Origin of the sequence: Pseudaquabacterium terrae (genome assembly GCF_013266755.1) — a bacterium.
In the GTDB taxonomy this organism is placed as follows: Bacteria; Pseudomonadota; Gammaproteobacteria; order Burkholderiales; family Burkholderiaceae_C; genus Pseudaquabacterium; species Pseudaquabacterium terrae.
This window is the reverse complement of sequence record NZ_JABRWJ010000006.1, coordinates 351,854-369,180: the sequence shown is the minus strand read 5'-3', so window position 1 is coordinate 369,180 and position 17,327 is coordinate 351,854. Positions and strand designations below refer to the sequence as shown.

Here is a 17,327-nt window from a genome sequence, read left to right as displayed (position 1 = left end):
CGGGCCGGCGCACCCATGTGCCCGGTTCGAACAACACGTGAGGAAGCGCCATGGCGATGGGTTGGCTGGCCGCCGCTGCCACGCTGCTGGTGCTGTGGTGGGCGCTGCAGGGCCGCTTCGAACAGTGGCGCCGTGCGCGCTGGCGGGCGCAGCCGTTTCCCGCGCCCTGGCGCCGCATCCTGCGCCGCCGCGTGCCGCTGATCAACCGCCTGCCGCCGCCGCTGCAGCAGCGGCTGAAGGGCCAGGTGCAGGCCTTCCTGGCGGAGGTGCCGATCATCGGCTGCCGCGGGCTCGTCGTGACCGATGAGATGCGCGTGACGATCGCCGCCCAGGCCTGCCTGCTGCTGTTCGGCCGCACCGAGCGTTTCCACAACCTGAGCCAGGTGCTGCTGTACCCGGGCCACTTCGTCGTCGAGCGCGCCGCGCCGCGGCCCGGCGGCGTGCTGCAGGACGAGCGCCGGCAGCTGGCGGGCGAGAGCTGGCAGCAAGGCCAGGTGATCCTGTCGTGGGAGGCCGTGCGCAACGGCGCCGCCTGGCCCGACGACGGCGAGAACGTGGTGCTGCACGAATTCGCGCACCAGCTCGACCAGGCCACCGGACCGGCGAACGGTGCGCCGGCGCTGCCCGGCCGGATGCATGCGGCGCAGTGGACAGCAGTGTTTCGCGCGGCGTGGGCGCAGCTGCACGCGAGCCTGGCGCGGGGTGAGACCGGCTGCCTCGGCGACTACGCGGCGCAGAGCGAGGCGGAATTCTTCGCCGTCGCCACCGAACGCTTCTTCGAGCAGCCGCAGGCGCTGCAGGCCGAGTACCCGGCGCTTTACGCCGTGCTCGCCGGTTACTACGGCGTCGAGCCGCTGCACTGGCAGCACGACTGAAAAGCCCGATCGGCGCGGGCAGAATCGCCCGATGTCCGCATCCCCGGAGGCCGCCACCGCCAGCAGCAAGGCCCCCGGGCAGAAGTCCGCGCCGCAGCGGGCGATGGAGAAGCTGGGCCTCAAGCGCGACATCGATCTCGCGCTGCACCTGCCGCTGCGCTACGAGGACGAGACGCGGCTGACGCCGATCGCCGCGCTGCGCGACGGCGAGGTCGCTCAGGTCGAAGGCACCGTGCGCGACGCGCGCATCGAGTTCCGGCCGCGGCGCCAGTTCGTCGTGCGCCTGGTGGATGGCAGCGGCGACGGCGGCGACAACGCTGACGACGGCGAGCTGGTGCTGCGCTTCCTGAACTTCTATCCGTCCCACCAGAAGGCGCTGCAGCCCGGCGTGCGCGTGCGCGCGCGCGGCGAGCCGCGCGGCGGCTTCTTCGGCCGCGAGATGGTGCATCCGCAGTTCAAGGCGGTGGAACCGGGCGCGCCGCTGGCCGCCGCCCTGACGCCGGTGTACCCGACCAGCGCCAGCCTGCCGCAGGCCTACCTGCGCAAGGCGGTCGAGAGCGGATTGAAACGCGCGCCGCTGCAGGAGCTGCTGCCGCCCGAGGCACTGCCGCCGGGGGCCCCGCTGCCGACCTTGCGTGAAGCGCTGCAGTGGCTGCACCACCCGCCCGCCGGCGCGTCGACCGCGGCGCTCGAGAACAAGCAGCACCCGGCCTGGCAGCGCCTGAAGTTCGAGGAGCTGCTGGCCCAGCAGCTGTCGCAGCTGCAGGCGCAGCGCCAGCGCGCGCAGCTCGCCGCGCCGGCGCTCGCCGCCACGCGCGGCGGGCTGCACGAGCAGCTGCTCGCCGCGCTGCCGTTCGCGTTGACCGGCGCGCAGCGCCGCGTCGCGGACGAGATCGCCGCCGACATCGCGCGGCCGCAGCCGATGCACCGGCTGCTGCAGGGCGACGTCGGCTCGGGCAAGACCGTCGTCGCCGCGCTGGCCGCGGCGATCGCCATCGATGCCGGCTGGCAGTGCGCACTGATGGCGCCGACCGAGATCCTGGCCGAGCAGCATTTCGCCAAGCTGGTGCAGTGGCTGGAGCCGCTGGGCGTCGGCGTCGCCTGGCTGACCGGCAGCCGCAAGGGCAAGGCACGCCAGCGCATGGTCGAGCGCGTGGCCTCGGGCGAGGCGGCGCTGGTCGTCGGCACGCATGCGGTGATCCAGGACGATGTGCAGTTCGCGCGCCTGGGGCTCGCGGTGATCGACGAGCAGCACCGCTTCGGCGTTGCGCAGCGGCTGGAGCTGCGGCGCAAGCTCGAAGGCGTCGATGGCGGCAAGCTCGAGCCGCACCTGCTGATGATGAGCGCGACGCCGATCCCGCGCACGCTGGCGATGGCCTACTTCGCCGACCTCGAGGTCAGCACCATCGACGAGCTGCCGCCGGGCCGCACGCCGGTGCTGACCAAGCTCTTCGCCGACAACCGCCGGCCCGAGGTCATCGGCCGCATCGGCGACGAGCTGGCGCAGGGGCGGCAGGTCTACTGGGTCTGCCCGCTGATCGAGGAATCCGAGACCCTGGACCTCAAGAACGCCACTGAGACGCATGCGCAGCTGAGCGCCGTGCTGCCGGGGCGCATGGTCGGCCTCTTGCATGGCCGCATGCCGGCGGCCGAGAAGTCGGCGGTGATGTCGCTGTTCAAGGGCGGCGAGATGGCGGTGCTGGTGGCGACGACGGTGATCGAGGTCGGCGTCGATGTGCCGAACGCCAGCCTGATGGTGATCGAGCACGCCGAGCGCTTCGGCCTGGCGCAGCTGCACCAGCTGCGCGGGCGCGTCGGCCGCGGCACGGCCGCCAGCGTCTGCGTGCTGCTGTACGGCACGCCGCTGTCGCCGACCGCGAAGGAGCGGCTGCGCGCGATGGCCGAGACGCAGGACGGCTTCGAGATCGCGCGACGCGACCTGGAGATCCGCGGCCCCGGCGAATTCATGGGCGCGCGCCAGAGCGGCGATGCGCTGCTGCGCTTCGCCGACCTGGCCGAGGACGCGCCGCTGCTGCGCGAAGCGCGCCGCAGCGCCGCGCTGCTGCTCGACCGCCACCCGGGCGCGGCGCGCGCGCATGTCGAGCGCTGGCTCGACACCCGGGCCGAGTACTTGAAGGCCTAGGAACCCCGGTAGCGCCGGGCTGACCAGAGCCCGAACATCGCGAGCAGGCACAGCGCCCAGCTCGCCGGCTCGGGCACGGCCGTCGGATCGAGCCATGGGTTGTTGGTCGGCGTGAGTCCCGTCAGCTCGAACGACACGCCCGTGTCGCCGCTGCGCGGATCGCGTCCGAACGCCATCGCACCGGTCTCGCCCTGGCCGGCATCGAACGCCTGCGTGCGCAGCATGAACGCCAGCGTGAACTCGCCGCCGAGCGGGATGTCCGCCAGGTCCACCAGGCCGGTGTACTGCCCATGCAGGCGCGCGGTGGCGATGCCGACGGCCGGGTACCAGCACATGTCGCAGCTCCATTCCCACGGCGCCATGCCCGACGCGAGCGGGCCATGGTCCTGCTCCAGCGCGAGGTCGAAGAGGTTGTCGTCCCGCCTGCCCAAGACCTTCACGTCCTGCCCCAGGTGCGCCGACTGCGCTTCGGTCCAGGTCTGCAGGCCGCTTGCGTGGTCGACGACGAAGGCCTCGAACATCATCCGCGCGTTGGCGTGGTATCCGTCGAAGCGCGCGCTGCCGTAGTGCATCACCTGGAGCTCGCCGCCGCTGAACGTGAAGCTCAGGTTCGCGTCGGGCGTGTCCTTGCGGAACGACTGCACGACATGGATCACCGCATCGCCGCCCATGCGGTCGCGCGACGACCCGCCCTGCAGCGGCGAGATGACGTCGGCCCAGAAGGTCTCGCCGCCGTCGAACGCGGCCACCGCGCCCTGCGCTGCGAGGCCGAATTGCGAATGGCCCAGTGGCTGCACCGCGAACACCGTGCCGCCGCGTTGCGCACCGGACTGCAGCAGGTTCTCGTAGAAGCTGAAGGTCACCGGCGGCGTGACCTTCTCGCGGTACTCGTGGAAGAAGTAGGCGTAGTACGGGTCGCCGATCAGCGACGCCTGGGCCGCGTCCGTGCAGACACTCAGCAGCGCAGCGCATGCCGCGGCTTGGAAGGCTCTCATTTCCGGACTCCTCGAACCGATGGGCGGCACCGGACCATTCCGATGCCTTCGGTGGTAAGGACGCGATGCGCGATGCGGCGCGGACACCGCGGCCACTTCGGTTCTAGGGACGGCCTGTGCGCCGCGCCCGTCGCGCCTAAGGCAAGGAAACGCGGACCGCGATGCGCGCGGTGTGCTTGATCTCCTCGACCACCGCAAACGTGCGCAGGTCGCGCACGCCGGGCAGGCGCCAGACCACCGCGGCGACCAGGTCGCGGTAGGCGATCATGTCTGCGACGCGCGTCTTGATCATGTAGTCGAAGCTGCCGGCGACCTCGTAACACTCGAGGATCTCGGGCCGCTGCTGCACCGCGTCGCGAAACGCATCGGCCACACCGGCGCCGGTGTATTCGAGCCGCACCTCGGCGAAGACCAGCATGCCGGCGGCGAGCTTGGCGGGATTGAGCACCGCCTCGAAGCCGAGGATGTAGCCCTCGTCGGTCAGGCGCTTGATGCGCTCGTGCGTCGCCGCAGCCGACAGCCCCACCGCATCGGCCAGCTTCTGCTTCGGCAGCCGGCCATCGGCCTGCAGCAGGCGCAGGATCTGTGCATCGATGTCATCGAGCGGCGGGGGCATGAGCGGAACAGCCACGGTGTTCCGCTACGGTGCCGCAGATCGCGCGATGGCTTTCACTGAATTGGCCGCCGCGGGCCGAGCGAAATACGGCAATCGGCACGGCCGGCCGAGCCGGCCAGCCTCAGAGCCTCAGATGGGCAACGCGGTGTGGTTCTTGACCTCTTCCATCACCGTGTAGGTGCGCGTCTCGCGCACGCCCGGCAGGCTCCAGATCACGGTGGCGATCATCTCGCGGTAGGCGCGCATGTCGGCCACGCGGGTCTTGATCAGGTAGTCGAAGCCGCCGGCGACGAGGTGGCATTCGAGGATCTCGGGCCGCGCCTGCACCGCGGCCTTGAACATGTCCATCACGTCGGGCGCGGTGCGGTCGAGCAGCACCTCGACGAAGACCATCATGCCGGCGCCGAGCTTGCCCGGGTTCAGCCGCGCCTCGTAGCCGAGGATGTAGCCGTCGCGCGTCAGCCGCTTGACCCGCTCGAGCACCGCGGTGGGCGACAGGTGCACCTGCTCGGCCAGCTTCAGGTTCGAGATGCGCCCGTCCTTCTGCAGCGCGCGCAGGATGCGGGCGTCGATCTTGTCGAGCCCGCGGTCGGCGGCGGCCGCTGCGGCGGGTGGTGCGGAATTCGGGTTGGTGTCGGCCATGGCGGCGAATTATCCAACTGCAAACGACCTCGGCCGAACATTCGACCGGGGGATTTCCCCCGGTCGAGCTACCGCTTCAGGGGTAGAGGCCGCGCTCCTGGCGCGCCATCAGGATGCGCTCGCAAGCCACCGCGAAGGTCGCCGTGCGCAATGTGATGCGGTGCTCGTCCGCGGTGTCCCAGATCTTGCGCAGCGCGCCGACCATGATCTTGTCGAGCCGCAGATTGATCTCGTCCTCGGTCCAGAAGAACGACGAGAAGTCCTGCACCCATTCGAAGTAGCTGACGGTCACGCCGCCGGCATTGCAGATCACGTCCGGCACGACGAGGATGCCGCGCTCGGCGAGGATGTCGTCTGCCGCCGAAGTGGTCGGCCCGTTGGCGCCTTCGAGCACCAGCTTGGCGTGCACGCGGCGCGCGCGGTCGGCGTTGAGCTGGCCTTCGAGCGCGGCGGGGATCAGGATCTCGCAGGGCAGGTCCCAGAAGTCCTCGTTCGAGCAGCTCTCGCTGTCCTTGAAGCCGGCGACGCCGCCGGTGTCGCGCACGTGCGGGATCAGCTTCGACAGGTCCAGCCCCTGGCTGTTGACGATGGTGCCGGTGTGGTCCTGCGCGGCGACGATCTTCGCGCCGGCCTGGCCGAACAGCTCGGCAGCGGACGAGCCGACGTTGCCGAAGCCCTGCACCGCGACGCGCGCGCCTTCCAGGTCCAGATTGATGCGGCGCGCCGCTTCGCGGCCGGTGACGAAGACGCCGCGGCCGGTGGCCTTGACGCGGCCGAGCGAGCCGCCGAGGTGGATCGGCTTGCCGGTGACGACGCCGGTGGACGTGGCGCCGACGTTCATCGAATAGGTGTCCATCATCCAGGCCATCACCTGGGCGTTGGTATTGACGTCGGGCGCCGGGATGTCCTGCTGCGGGCCGATGATGATGCCGATCTCGCTGGTGTAGCGGCGCGTCAGGCGCTCCAGCTCCTTGATCGACAACCGCTTCGGGTCGACGCGGATGCCGCCCTTGGCGCCGCCGTAGGGCAGGTTGACCGCGGCGTTCTTGACCGACATCCACGCCGACAGCGCCATCACCTCTTCGAGCGTGACGTCGGGGTGGTAGCGCACGCCGCCCTTGCCCGGGCCGCGCGACATGTTGTGCTGGACGCGATAACCCTCGAAGTGGGCGACCGTGCCATCGTCGAGCTCGATAGGCACGTCGACGATCAGCGCGCGCTTCGGGCGCTTGAGCGTCTCGGCCCAGCGGGCCAGCTCGCCGAGGTAGGGGATCACGCGGTCGACCTGCGACAGGTAGGTGCCCCACGGGCTGTCGGCGGTCGGATTGACGTACGAAAGAGTCATTGGTCGGTCCTGATGGGAGGGAGTTCGAACGGGGTGTTCGGCGGCTTCGTGAGCCGCACCGCGGCCCGTTCGGCGGGCAATGTAGGGGCCGCCGGACGCCTTGTGTTACGTCATGCATTCTTTGCATAATCCGACCAATCCGGGGTATGACGCGCTGCACAAGGGCCGCGCGGCGGGCGGCGTGCTGTCTACACTGGCCGCATGAATACGACGACCGACAGCACCGGGACCATCGCCTTCATCGGCGGCGGCAACATGGCCAGCGCACTGATCGGCGGGCTGCTCAAGAGCAGCCGGCCGGCCGCCAGCGTGCTGGTGCTCGACCCCGGCGCGCCGCAGCGCGAGCGCCTGGCGGCCGACTTCGGCGTGCGCACGCTGGCGGCCGCCGATGCCTCGCTGGCCGAGGCGGCGCTGGTGGTCTGGGCCGTCAAGCCGCAGCTCTTCGGCGCCGCGGCGGCGCCGTGCGCGGCCCATGTCGGCGGCGCGCTGCAGTTCAGCGTGATGGCCGGCATCCGCTGCGCGGCGATCGAGGCCGCGATCGGGGCAGAAGTGGGCAGCGCGCGCATCGTGCGCAGCATGCCGAACACGCCGGCGCTGATCGGCCGCGGCATCGCCGGGCTCTATGCCACCGCCGCAGTGCAGCCGGACGAGCGCGCGCTGGTCGAAGCGGTGCTCGCGCCGACCGGCCAGACGATGTGGCTCAACGCCGAGGCCGGGCTCGACGCGGTGACCGCGCTGTCCGGCTCCGGCCCGGCCTACGTCTTCTACTTCGTCGAGGCGATGATGGAAGCCGCCGCGGCGATGGGGCTGTCGCCTGAGCAAGGCAAGCGCCTCGCGCTGGCCACCTTCGACGGCGCCGCGGCGCTGGCGGCGCAATCCGACGAGCCGCCGTCGGTGCTGCGCGAGCGGGTGACCTCCAAGGGCGGAACGACCTACGCGGCGCTGGAGTCGATGCGCGCCGATGGTGTGCAGGCGGCGATCGTCAAGGCGGTGCGGGCCGCCCAGCAGCGCGCGCAGGAGCTCGGCGACGAGTTCGGCGGCTGAAGGCTCAGCGCAGCGCCAGGTCCACCACCACGCCGGCGAACACCGCGAAGCCGAGCCAGTGGTTGATGCGGAACGAGCGGAAGCAGCCGTCGCGCGTGCGCTCGCGGATCAGCGTGTAGTGCCAGGCGGCGATCGCCGCCGCGACGCCGATGCCGAGCAGGTACCAGCGGCCGAGACCGAGTGAGCGGCCGATCAGTCCCCAACTCGCCAAGTACGCGGCATAGAAGGCCATCACCGCCACGACGTCGAACCGCCCGAGCGTGATCGCCGAGGTACGCATGCCGATGCGCAGGTCGTCGTCACGGTCGACCATCGCGTAGGCCGTGTCGTAGGCCAGCACCCAGAACAGGTTGCCGATCAAGAGCCACCACGCGTGCTTGGGCACCGCGGCGGCCACCGCCGCCAGGCTCCACTCGCGCCCGCCCTGCACCGCGGCGAAGGCCATCGGGATGCCGAAGCTGAAGGCGACGCCGAGCACCGCCTGCGGCATCGAGACGATCCGCTTGGCATACGGATAGGCGATGGCGATGACCAGCGCCGCAACGGACAACAGGATCGTCGGCGCATTGGTCGTCAGCACCAGGCCGAAGGCCGCCAGCGCCAGCACGGCGCCGAAGGCGAGCGCGTCCTTGACCGCCAGCGCGCCGCGGGTCACCGGCCGCTGCGCGGTGCGCTTGACGTGGCGATCGAAGTCGCGGTCGGCAACGTCGTTGACGCAGCAGCCGGCGCTGCGCATCAGGATCGTGCCGGCGACGAAGACGAACAGCAGGTGCCAGCCGGGGAACCCATCGGCCGCGATCCACAGCGCGGCGAGCGTCGGCCACAGCAGCAGCAGCCAGCCGGCGGGCCGGTTCCAGCGGATCAGGTCGAGGTACAGGCGCAGGCGCTCGGGCATCGCGGGGGATTGTTGCATCGCGGGATGTGCAGGGCGGCTTGTTAAGCTGACCGGCATGCGGATTCAGCGCGTGGTCGTCATCGGCGGCGCCAACCTCGACCTCGCCGGCCATGCCGACGAACCCGCCCGGCCGGGCGATTCGTCGCCGGGGCGCGTGCATGCGGCCGCCGGCGGCGTCGGCCGCAACATCGCCGAGAACCTGGCGCGCCTGGGCCGCCGCGTGCGGCTGGTCAGCGCGCTCGGCGACGATGCGGACGGGCGCTGGTTGCGGCGCGTGACCGCCGCGGCCGGCGTCGACACCGGCGGCTGCCAGGTGATCACCGACGCGCGCACGGCGCGCTACCTGTCGCTGCACGCCGCCGACGGCCGCCTGCTGCAGGCTGTCAACGACATGGCGGTGCTCGACGCGCTGGGGCCGGCGCGGCTGGCCACCGAATCAAACCGGCTGCGCCGCGCCGCGGCCATCGTGCTCGATGCCAATCTGCGCGACACCGCGCTGGCCTGGCTGTTCGAACAGCGCTTCGAGGTCCCCTTGCATGCCGACGCCGTGTCGGCGGCCAAGTGCCTGCGCCTGAAACCCGGCCTCGCGCAGCTGCACACCTTGAAGCTCAACCGGCTCGAAGCCGAAACCTTGAGCGGCCTGCCAGCGCGCACGCCGCACCAGGCCGCGCGCGTGGCCGACTGGTTCCACGCGCAAGGCGTGCGACGCCTGGCACTGAGTCTCGGTCGCGACGGGCTGCGCCTCAGCGATCGGGATGGACCGCACTGCGAGCGCCCGGCCTGGCCCGTGCCGCTACGCAACGTCACCGGCGCCGGCGACGCGCTGATGGCCGGCCTGGTACACGCCCAGCTCGGCGGCTGGCCGCTGCCGCGCGCGGCCGACTTCGCGCTCGGCTGCGCGGCGTTGACGCTGACGGTCGATGCCAGCAACCATCCCGCGATCAGCGAGCGCGCGGTGCTGGCGCTGCGCCGCCGCTGCCGGGTCGCCCCGTCAATCGACAATCCCTCATGAGCTCAACCCATCCCCTGCTCGACCGGCATTCCGAGGTCGCCGACGCGCTGGCCGCGGGCCAGGCGGTCGTCGCGCTCGAGTCGACGATCATTTCCCACGGCATGCCGTGGCCGCAGAACGCCGAGACCGCGCTCGCCGTAGAGGCCGAGGTGCGCGCGCACGGCGCGGTGCCGGCGACGATCGCGATCATCGACGGCCGCCTGAAGGCCGGCCTCACGCCCGATCAGATCGAGCGCCTCGGCCGCAGCGGCCACGCGGTGGCCAAGGTCAGCCGGCGCGACATCGCCGCACTGGTGGCCCGCGGCGGCACCGGCGCAACCACCGTCGCCGCGACGATGATCGTCGCGGCGCTCGCCGGCATCCGCGTCTTCGCCACCGGCGGCATCGGCGGCGTGCACCGCGGCGCCGAATCGAGCTTCGACATCTCGGCCGATCTGCAGGAGCTGGCGCGCACGCCGGTGGCGGTGGTCTGCGCCGGCGCCAAGTCGATCCTCGACCTCGGGCTGACGCTGGAGTACCTGGAGACCCACGGCGTGCCGGTGATCGGCTACCGCAGCGATCGTCTGCCGGCGTTCTTCACGCGCGACAGCGACTTCCGTCTAGACCTGCGTCTCGACGAGGCCGCCGACGTCGCCCGCGTGATGCATGCGCAATGGGCGCTCGGCCTGCCCGCCGGACTGGTGATCGCCAATCCGATTCCCGAGGCGCATGCGCTGCCGCGCGAGGCCATCGACCGGGCGATCGCGCAGGCGCTCGACGAGGCGCGCACGCAGGGCATCGCCGGCAAGGCGGCGACGCCCTTCCTCTTGGCGCGGGTCAACGAGCTGACCGGCGGCGTCAGCCTGGCCGCCAACATCCAGCTGGTGCTGAACAACGCGCGGCTGGCGGCGCAGATCGCGCGCGCGTTTTCGGCGCTGTCATCGGGCTGACGCGGGGAATCCCTAGCATGCGCCCCTTTTCGAGAGGGGTTGGGACATGCGAGCGCAACAGGCTGGGAAGAGAGCACGCACGCGGAGACTGTGCGCGAGCTTGGGCGCGATCGGCGCGCTGGCACTCGGCTCGGCCATCGCCGCGCCGGTACGCGCCGGCGACGCCTCCGTGCTGGCGGCGGCCGAGCTGCGCGTCGGCGTCGAGCGGCTGGCGAAGCTGCGGCTGGAGCTGGCCGCGCTGAGCGACACCGCGCGTGCCCGCGACGAGCTGGGCCGGGAGCGCAGCCGCGTCATCGGCGCGCTCGAAACGCTGCGCGGCGACACGACGCTGAGCACCCGCCGCCGCGGCCAGGTGCAGCGGCTGTCGGACGGCGTGACGGCCTTCGTCGAACGGGTCGACGGCGGACCGCAGGCCGCCGGCGCGTCCTGGCCCGAGGTCTACCGCGACAGCGAGGCGCTGGCCGCGCAGATGAGCTTCGTCAGCACCGGCCTGTCCGGCGAGATGAGTGACGGCTCACGCGCGACGCTGGTCGACCTGCTGACGCGCGCCGCTGCCACCGCGCTGCGCGTCGGCAAGCTGAACTTCGCGGCCGCCGCCGGCCCCGGCAGCCAAGCCATCGCCGTCGACGTCAGGCAGGCGATGGGCGAGTTCACCGCCGCGCTCGAAGCGATCTCCGGCAGCAGCCTGCACGACCAGCGCATGCACGACGAGCTGGCGCTGGCGCGCAACCAGTGGGTGATGTTCAGCGCCGCGCTGAACGAAGGCGGCCTGGTCAAGGAACGCCGGCGCCTGAACGACGTCGCGACCACCGCCGACCGCATCGCGCAGTCGCTGCTGGCGATGGCCCAGCGGGCGATGCGGCCGCCGGTGCCCACCGAGCTGGCGGCGCGGCGCGGCTGAGCGCCCAAAAAAAAGGCCCCCGCGCGGAGCGCGGGAGCCGCAATCCCGGTCAGCGGCTCAGGGAGGAAAGAGACGCTCCGCGCGCGGCGCGGTCGGGCCGGGAAGGTGCGATTCAACCAGAGTTTCGTAACGGAGACGTTTCGGGGATTGCCCGAGGGGGAGTGGCCCGGGCGGCTACCGGTCGTCCCATTGCCAGATCGTCGCGCCGTAGTCGCCGCCGAGTTCGGGCATCACATCGCCTTGCGCAAATTGGCGACGTGAGTCCGGGCGCGCCGGCGTGAACCAGAAGCCGGATCGAGGGCAGGGCTGACCGGCGGTGCAGCGCAGTCGGTCCGTCGAATCGGTATCGCTCGCGGGCGGGCCACCGAGAACGACGGGCCGCGGCAGGCTTCGCGCGAAGTCGGCGAGGTCCCGGGGATAGAACTCGTGATCGCGGAAGGTCGTGTCGTCGATGTCGAGAACGTACGCAACGGCCGCAGCCTCGAAGCTCCAATAGCCGAGGAAGCTGTGTTCGCGGCCCTTGGTGTGCGATTCGTAATAGGGTTCTCTGCGGCTGGCGACGTACCACTCGTCCATGTACTTGGCCATCAGGGCGGACCGCTTGTCCGGATCGGCAGCAAGGACCTTCAGAAGCTTGAAATACGGCAGGTGGCGCGTGCAGGTGTCCGGTGGCGGCGCGCGTCCGGGAACAAACGGCGCAATGAGACGCTCCAGCAGGCCGTCCATCTCCTCGTTCTCGTAGTCCCACAGCGGTGCAATGCTCGGCAGTAGTCCGTGCTGACCGAACAGAATGGCGAAGCTGGTCAAGCGGATTGCGTTCCAATAGTCCTTGTCATGGAGGTCAATGTGAGGAACTCGCCTTCCTCCGGCCGCGGGACTGCTGTCGTATGCCTTGTCGTAGGCCGCAAACTCAGTCCAGAAAGCAACGGCATCGGGAAGGAATTGGCGCAATCGGTCGACCGGCATTCCGGCCGTGTACTGGAGATGCAGATAGGTCACCGCGTCCCACGCCCTGGATCGTGTCGCCCCCATTGGTCGGGACGGATCCATGCGCGCAACCCGATCGCGGTCCTGGAGTGAGCGCGTGACGACATCAAACGTTTCCACGACATCAGTCGTGATCTCGTGATATGCAGGAAATCCGAGCAGGACGGATCGACGCTTCGCGACAAACTCGCCATCTGCGAGAGGCGTTGGCTCATATGTGTTCGTCACTTGGCCAAGACTCCATCTGGTAGCGGGATTAACGGCGGCTGAATCTGGTGTTGATGTCCTTGCTTCCTCTCATGTAGGGCCTTCTGCCTCCCGGTCACCATCGTGATCCATCGGGCGTAGGGCGGCGTCGATGTTTCGTCCATCAGTAGAGTCTTCCAATACCGCTTGACGTGTCGATTCAATTCCTGGCCCTGTGGCGTCATTCGTTCATCGGGCAGCGACTTGTAAATCCATAGGTGGCTCATCTGCACGCCCTTCGTCTTGGTATCACCGAGGCCCTTCTTGAGCTCAGCCTCCGCCTCGGCGGACCCATCGATCTTGGCCCGCGATGTGACGCTATCTCGCTCCTTGCTGTCGAATATGTTCGGCGTCGGCTTTTCGGAACCCGCTGTTGCTGCTGTCGGCTTCGATGCTTCATCGGCGCTCAAGGCACTCAGTTGGGCGCGGATGTCCTCAGGCAACGCCGCCAGAAACTTGAACGCCCCTAACAAACTGCTCTTCGTCTCGCCAATCACGCCCGGCCGATCCGAATTGCCCCTCTGCATCCATACGTGATCGATTCCCTGTCGCCCGGGTCGGTCTGTTTCTTCCCACAAGCGCCCGCCGTTGTTCGCCTTCTTCAGATTGCGCTTCGTCCGCGCCACCCAATAGTCCGTCATGTGCTCCGCAGGCACGCCGGTCTCGAAGCCCTGCTTCTTCTTCGCCGCACGCCGCTGCTCCGTTCGCGGCGTATCCGGCGTCGTGGTCGGCTTGTCGCTTCGGTCACGCTGAACCGTCTTCGGCGGTGCTTTCGGATCCACCTCGGGCGCGCGCCCGCCGCCTCCCGAGCTGCTCGACGGCGCCGAGGCCTTCGCCGGCGTGCCGTGCGCGGTGCTCGTCGGCAGCTTGTCGCCGAGCGCCTTGTTCCACATCGCCTTCAATTCACCGATCGCCTCGTCCAGCATCTTCGGCGCCTGCTTGCGCATCTGCGTGAGCTGCTCGATCAGCAGCTTGACTTCGCCGCGGCCCATCATGGTCTTGACGACCCAGGAGTCCAGGCCGTCGATGAACGCGCCGAGCACCTTGTCGAAGGTGCCCTTGACGGTGCGCGCGACCTGGCCCCAATCGATGTCGCGGAAGAAGCGCTCGACGTTGCCGCGGATCGCCGGCGACAGGCCGTCGAGGATGCGCGGCAGCGAGTCGCCGCGCTTGAGCAAGCGGAAGGTCGTCTTCAACGCGTCGCCCGCCGCCGGGATGCAGCCGACCAGCGTGATCGCCATGTCGAGCCAGGCCATCGGATTGCCCGGCGCGCTGGCGATCGTGATGACGCCGACGACGATGTCGCGCAGGTCCATCGCCTGGCCCAGGCCCGGCACGACGCCGAGGATGCCCGAGACGATGATCTGCGACGGCGAATTGCCCTCGCCGGTGACGATGCCCTTGAGCCAATGGCCGACGCTGTCGTCGGCGGCCTTGACGGCACCTTTGACCGCCCCGGTCGTGGCGCCCGTCGCTGCCGCGGTGGCTCCGCTCATCCCTGGCCCTCCTTGCCTTCGGGATGCTCGGCCCGGTAGTCCTCGTAGTTCAGCGCCTGCTCCGAGGGCGACTCGGTGCGGTAGTCATCGACATACAGCTCGACTTCCTCGCTGCGGCTGCCGCCGACCTCGGTGACATCGCCCGTCATCGCGGCGATCTCGTCAGGGAAGAAGTCATCCTGCAAGGCCGCCATCTCCATCTCGCTGAAGGCTTGCAGACGCTGCAGCGCTTCCTCGGTGCCGGTCGCCGGCCCGCCGCCGAAGAACGGATTCGGCGTTCGCTCGTGCCGCGGCTTCGGCGCCTCGCTCGACTCGCCGAGCTTCACGGTGTAGGGCTCGTAAGGCACACCGTCGATGCGCGCGAATCCTTGTCCGTCGAGCTGGCCCTTGATGATCACGCCGCTCGCAAAGCGCAGCGTGTAGTCGGCGCCGGCCATCGGCACGGCGGCGACGTCGCGGTAGTTCAGCTCGACCCAGTGTTCAGCCTTCTCGGGGCTCGGCAGGTTCGGCAGGTCCGGCGTTCCCTGACCCGGCGCCATGAACTCATGCGTGCTCATCGGCGCCGAGAACAGCCCCGGCATCGTGAACGTGATGTCGCCGCCTTCGAGCACGATCGAGCTCTCGCCGTCGCGCAGCTCGATGCGATTCTTCGCATCGATGTGGATCTGATCGTTGACCGAGATCACCGTCAGTTCCTGGTCCGCCAGCAATTGCATCGCATCGGTGTGCGCGCGGATGCTGACCGGCCCGTTCGCCGCGAAGGCCTTGATGCCGCCTTCGTGCGCATACAGGCTGGTCGTGCGGCCGGAGACCGAGGCGTAGGTGTGCGCTGCCGTCTGCTGCACGTCGCCGTGCGCGGTGACCGACAGGTTCTGGCCCGACATCGTGGCGATCTGCGCTTCGCTGGTGAAGGCCGTGCCGGCCGCGCTGTCGAGCACCGCCAGCGGGTCGGCGAAGGCATGCACCGGATCGCTCAAGGTGCGCGCCGCATCCGCCTGCTGGGCGGCCTGCCCGCCGACTGCGCCTTCGTGCTTGCCGCGCTGCTGCGGGTCGATGGCGTCGGTGGTGCGCTGCATCGCCTGGCCGCCGTCGTGCGTCGACAGGCCGTGCGCCTGGGCGTGGCGTGCCGCGGCGGTCAGCGATTGGCCCAACTCGCGCGCTGCCTTCAGCTTGGCGGTGGCCTCGTCGGCATCCATCTGCGTCGAGCGGGCCGAGCCGTAGCTGCCGCCGCGCGCGCTGGTGCTGATCAGCAGGCCCTTGGCCGCGCGCAGGCTGATCCAGGCCTGCGTCGCCAGCTCGAAGCCCGCGCCGCGCCAGGACCCGCGCTGCGCCGAACCGGCCGATTGCTGGATCAGGTGCCCGAGCCCGACCTCGGCCAGCGTGTAGCTGCACAGCAGGCGCATACGCAACTGGCCCGTGGCGTCGTCGATCACCCACTGGTTGTAGCCGGCGCCGTCGAGCGCGTGGCTGTGCAGGCCCGACAGCACGCCCGGGTGGTTGACGCCGGAATCGACGCCGGCCGAGTACGGCGGCAGGTCCTGGCCGTTGTACAGGCTGCCGACGATCAGCGGCCGGTCGATGTCGCCTTCGACGAATTGCACCGCGACCTCGGTGCCGATGCGCGGCGTGAAGATCGCGCCCCAGTTCGCGCCGGCCGCGGGCGAGGCCACGCGCACCCAAGTGCCGGAGGTCTGGTTCCCGGGGGCGTTGCCTTCGGTGTCCGGGCTCGTCGCATCGTGGGCCAGGCCACCGGCCAGCGGCTGCTCGCCGCGCTGCCAGCCGAACTGGATCTTGACGCGGTGCTCGCGTTCCGTGCTCAGCGGTTCGCCCGGCACGCCGACCACCAGCGCGGTCTGCAGCCCGGGTGCAGTGGGCTTGCGCACGAAGCGCGGCACGATCACCGCCGCCGCCGGCGCGGCATGGAAGTGGTTGCGGTAGGTGCCGCGCTCCAGCGCCGACAGGCCCAGCAGTTTCGCCGCCTGCGCACCGAAGTTGTTGGCCATGTGGTGCTCGATGGCGAGCAGCGTGAACTGGTTGTCGGCACGCGGATGGCTGACCAGCCCACTGGCGAGCCCGCTGCCGTACAGCGGATGGTCGACCAGCTGGAAGCGCCGGCCGGCCTCGAAGTGCCGCGTGCTGCCCTGGCCTTCGAAGCGCTTGAAATCGAGCTCCAGCGCCTGCAGCGCGAGCTCGGCCGCGCGTTCGGCATGCGGCGCATCCTGGTAGCGATAGGCACCGGTGCCGTCGTAGACCTCCAGCGCCGGCAGCTCGCCGATGTCGAGCGCGCTGCTGATCTCGGCGCTGGTGCCGGCGAGCTGCTTGTAGTTCCACGACGCCAGCGTGACGCTGTTCGGCTGCAGCCGCCGCATCGCCGCGAAGTGGGTCACCGCGTCACGCTGGCCTTCGAGATTCGCCGTCGGATGCTGGCTGGTGAAACGTACCGTGCCGTGCTCGGGCCGCGCGGCGCGTCGATCGCTGATCACCAGCGTGTGCAGCGCGTTCTTCGCGCTGTCGAGGCTCGCGCCGGTGGCGTCGTGCTCGAAGTGGTAGCTCAGGCCCTCTTCGGCCAGCAGCCGGCTGACGAACGCGAGGTCGCTCTCGCGGTACTGCACGCACAGGCTGCGTTCGCGCAACGGCTCGCTGATCTCGAAGCGGAAGTTCGCCTGCGGGTGGTCGGCGAACACGTCTTCGAAGATCGCGCGCGCGTCGCGGTCCTGGTAGACGAAGCAGTCGCGCCGCAGCGCCAGGAAATGCAGCCACGGCCGCATCACCAGCCGGTAGCGCGCGAGGCCGCCGTCGGCGCCGAGCTGCGCGGCCTCGGTGACGTAGCCGTGCCAGGGCTTGTAGCCTCCGTCGGGCTGCAGCAGCGACAGCGTCATCTGCTCGCCGATCAGACGCTTCAATTCGAAGTGCGCCGAGCTGGCCAGCGCATCGACGGTCAGCTCGAAAGGCTGGCTCACCGCTTCGCGCATCACCGCGCGTTCGGGCACCAGCGCCAGCGTCGGCAGCGCGGTCTGCATCTGCAGCAGGCGGCCGCGCTGGTGGAGCAGCGCCGTGAAGTCAAGGCGGCTGGTGATGGATTCGGCCGCGAGGCCGAGCAGTGGGCTGATCAGCGAGCCGATGGCGGCAAGCCCTTGCGACGCGGGCGGCATGCCCTCTCCTGGCACGAATCTTCGAGCCGGCGGATTATGAAGTTGGCCC

General features: G+C 70.1%; 14 protein-coding genes. 6 read left to right on the top strand and 8 right to left on the bottom strand.

Annotated features, from left to right (window positions below; all coding sequences use genetic code 11):
• Positions 1–50 precede the first annotated feature (50 nt).
• A complete protein-coding gene (locus HLB44_RS36805) occupies positions 51–875 on the top strand; it encodes a M90 family metallopeptidase (protein WP_217283751.1) in 825 nt (274 codons plus the stop codon).
• A gap of 31 nt (positions 876–906) precedes the next feature.
• A complete protein-coding gene (gene recG, locus HLB44_RS20910) occupies positions 907–3,018 on the top strand; it encodes an ATP-dependent DNA helicase RecG (RefSeq protein WP_217283750.1) in 2,112 nt (703 codons plus the stop codon).
• Here the strand turns inward: recG and HLB44_RS20905 are convergent.
• The 4 genes from HLB44_RS20905 to HLB44_RS20890 all read right to left on the bottom strand — a co-directional run bounded on the left by HLB44_RS20905 (position 3,015) and on the right by HLB44_RS20890 (position 6,616).
• The gene (locus HLB44_RS20905; protein ID WP_173126388.1) at positions 3,015–4,013 is read right to left on the bottom strand and encodes a hypothetical protein; all 999 of its coding nucleotides are present in this window, start codon (positions 4,011–4,013) and stop codon (positions 3,015–3,017) included. The two genes, recG and HLB44_RS20905, sit on opposite strands and share 4 nt — an antisense overlap.
• Before the next feature lie 136 nt (positions 4,014–4,149).
• Positions 4,150–4,629, bottom strand: coding sequence for an Lrp/AsnC ligand binding domain-containing protein (locus HLB44_RS20900; RefSeq protein ID WP_173127121.1), 480 nt, complete (start codon positions 4,627–4,629; stop codon positions 4,150–4,152).
• A 129-nt stretch (positions 4,630–4,758) separates the two neighbouring features.
• Entirely contained in the window at positions 4,759–5,271 is a 513-nt protein-coding gene (locus HLB44_RS20895; RefSeq protein ID WP_173126384.1) for an Lrp/AsnC ligand binding domain-containing protein, read from the bottom strand.
• A gap of 76 nt (positions 5,272–5,347) precedes the next feature.
• A complete protein-coding gene (locus HLB44_RS20890; protein ID WP_173126381.1) occupies positions 5,348–6,616 on the bottom strand; it encodes a Glu/Leu/Phe/Val family dehydrogenase in 1,269 nt (422 codons plus the stop codon).
• 201 nt (positions 6,617–6,817) lie between these two features.
• Here HLB44_RS20890 and proC point away from each other — a divergent pair, with 201 nt between their 5' ends.
• Positions 6,818–7,660 carry a pyrroline-5-carboxylate reductase gene (proC, locus tag HLB44_RS20885; RefSeq protein WP_173126378.1) on the top strand — a complete coding sequence of 281 codons (843 nt, stop codon included), beginning with the start codon at positions 6,818–6,820 and terminating at the stop codon, positions 7,658–7,660.
• Between the two features lie 4 nt (positions 7,661–7,664).
• Here the strand turns inward: proC and ubiA are convergent, their stop codons facing one another.
• A complete protein-coding gene (ubiA, locus tag HLB44_RS20880; protein ID WP_173126374.1) occupies positions 7,665–8,573 on the bottom strand; it encodes a 4-hydroxybenzoate octaprenyltransferase in 909 nt (302 codons plus the stop codon).
• Positions 8,574–8,610: 37 nt separating this feature from the next.
• Here ubiA and HLB44_RS20875 point away from each other — a divergent pair, with 37 nt between their 5' ends.
• The 3 genes from HLB44_RS20875 to HLB44_RS20865 all read left to right on the top strand — a co-directional run bounded on the left by HLB44_RS20875 (position 8,611) and on the right by HLB44_RS20865 (position 11,397).
• A complete protein-coding gene (locus HLB44_RS20875) occupies positions 8,611–9,567 on the top strand; it encodes a PfkB family carbohydrate kinase (protein WP_173126371.1) in 957 nt (318 codons plus the stop codon).
• The gene (locus HLB44_RS20870; RefSeq protein WP_173126368.1) at positions 9,564–10,496 is read left to right on the top strand and encodes a pseudouridine-5'-phosphate glycosidase; all 933 of its coding nucleotides are present in this window, start codon (positions 9,564–9,566) and stop codon (positions 10,494–10,496) included. The genes HLB44_RS20875 and HLB44_RS20870 overlap by 4 nt, the downstream gene beginning before the upstream one ends.
• 100 nt (positions 10,497–10,596) lie before the next feature.
• Positions 10,597–11,397: a hypothetical protein gene (locus HLB44_RS20865; protein ID WP_173126365.1), complete on the top strand. Its 801-nt coding sequence runs from the start codon at positions 10,597–10,599 to the stop codon at positions 11,395–11,397.
• A gap of 174 nt (positions 11,398–11,571) precedes the next feature.
• Here HLB44_RS20865 and HLB44_RS38220 read toward each other — a convergent pair whose 3' ends face one another.
• The 3 genes from HLB44_RS38220 to HLB44_RS20850 are packed head-to-tail and all read right to left on the bottom strand — an operon-like array spanning position 11,572 to position 17,278.
• Positions 11,572–12,612 carry a PoNe immunity protein domain-containing protein gene (locus HLB44_RS38220; RefSeq protein WP_343051440.1) on the bottom strand — a complete coding sequence of 347 codons (1,041 nt, stop codon included), beginning with the start codon at positions 12,610–12,612 and terminating at the stop codon, positions 11,572–11,574.
• Positions 12,609–14,126, bottom strand: coding sequence for a hypothetical protein (locus tag HLB44_RS20855; protein ID WP_173126362.1), 1,518 nt, complete (start codon positions 14,124–14,126; stop codon positions 12,609–12,611). The genes HLB44_RS38220 and HLB44_RS20855 overlap by 4 nt, the downstream gene beginning before the upstream one ends.
• Positions 14,123–17,278, bottom strand: a complete 3,156-nt coding sequence (locus tag HLB44_RS20850; protein WP_173126359.1) for a type VI secretion system Vgr family protein — start codon at positions 17,276–17,278, stop codon at positions 14,123–14,125. Before HLB44_RS20850 ends, HLB44_RS20855 begins: the two co-directional genes overlap by 4 nt.
• Positions 17,279–17,327 lie beyond the last annotated feature (49 nt).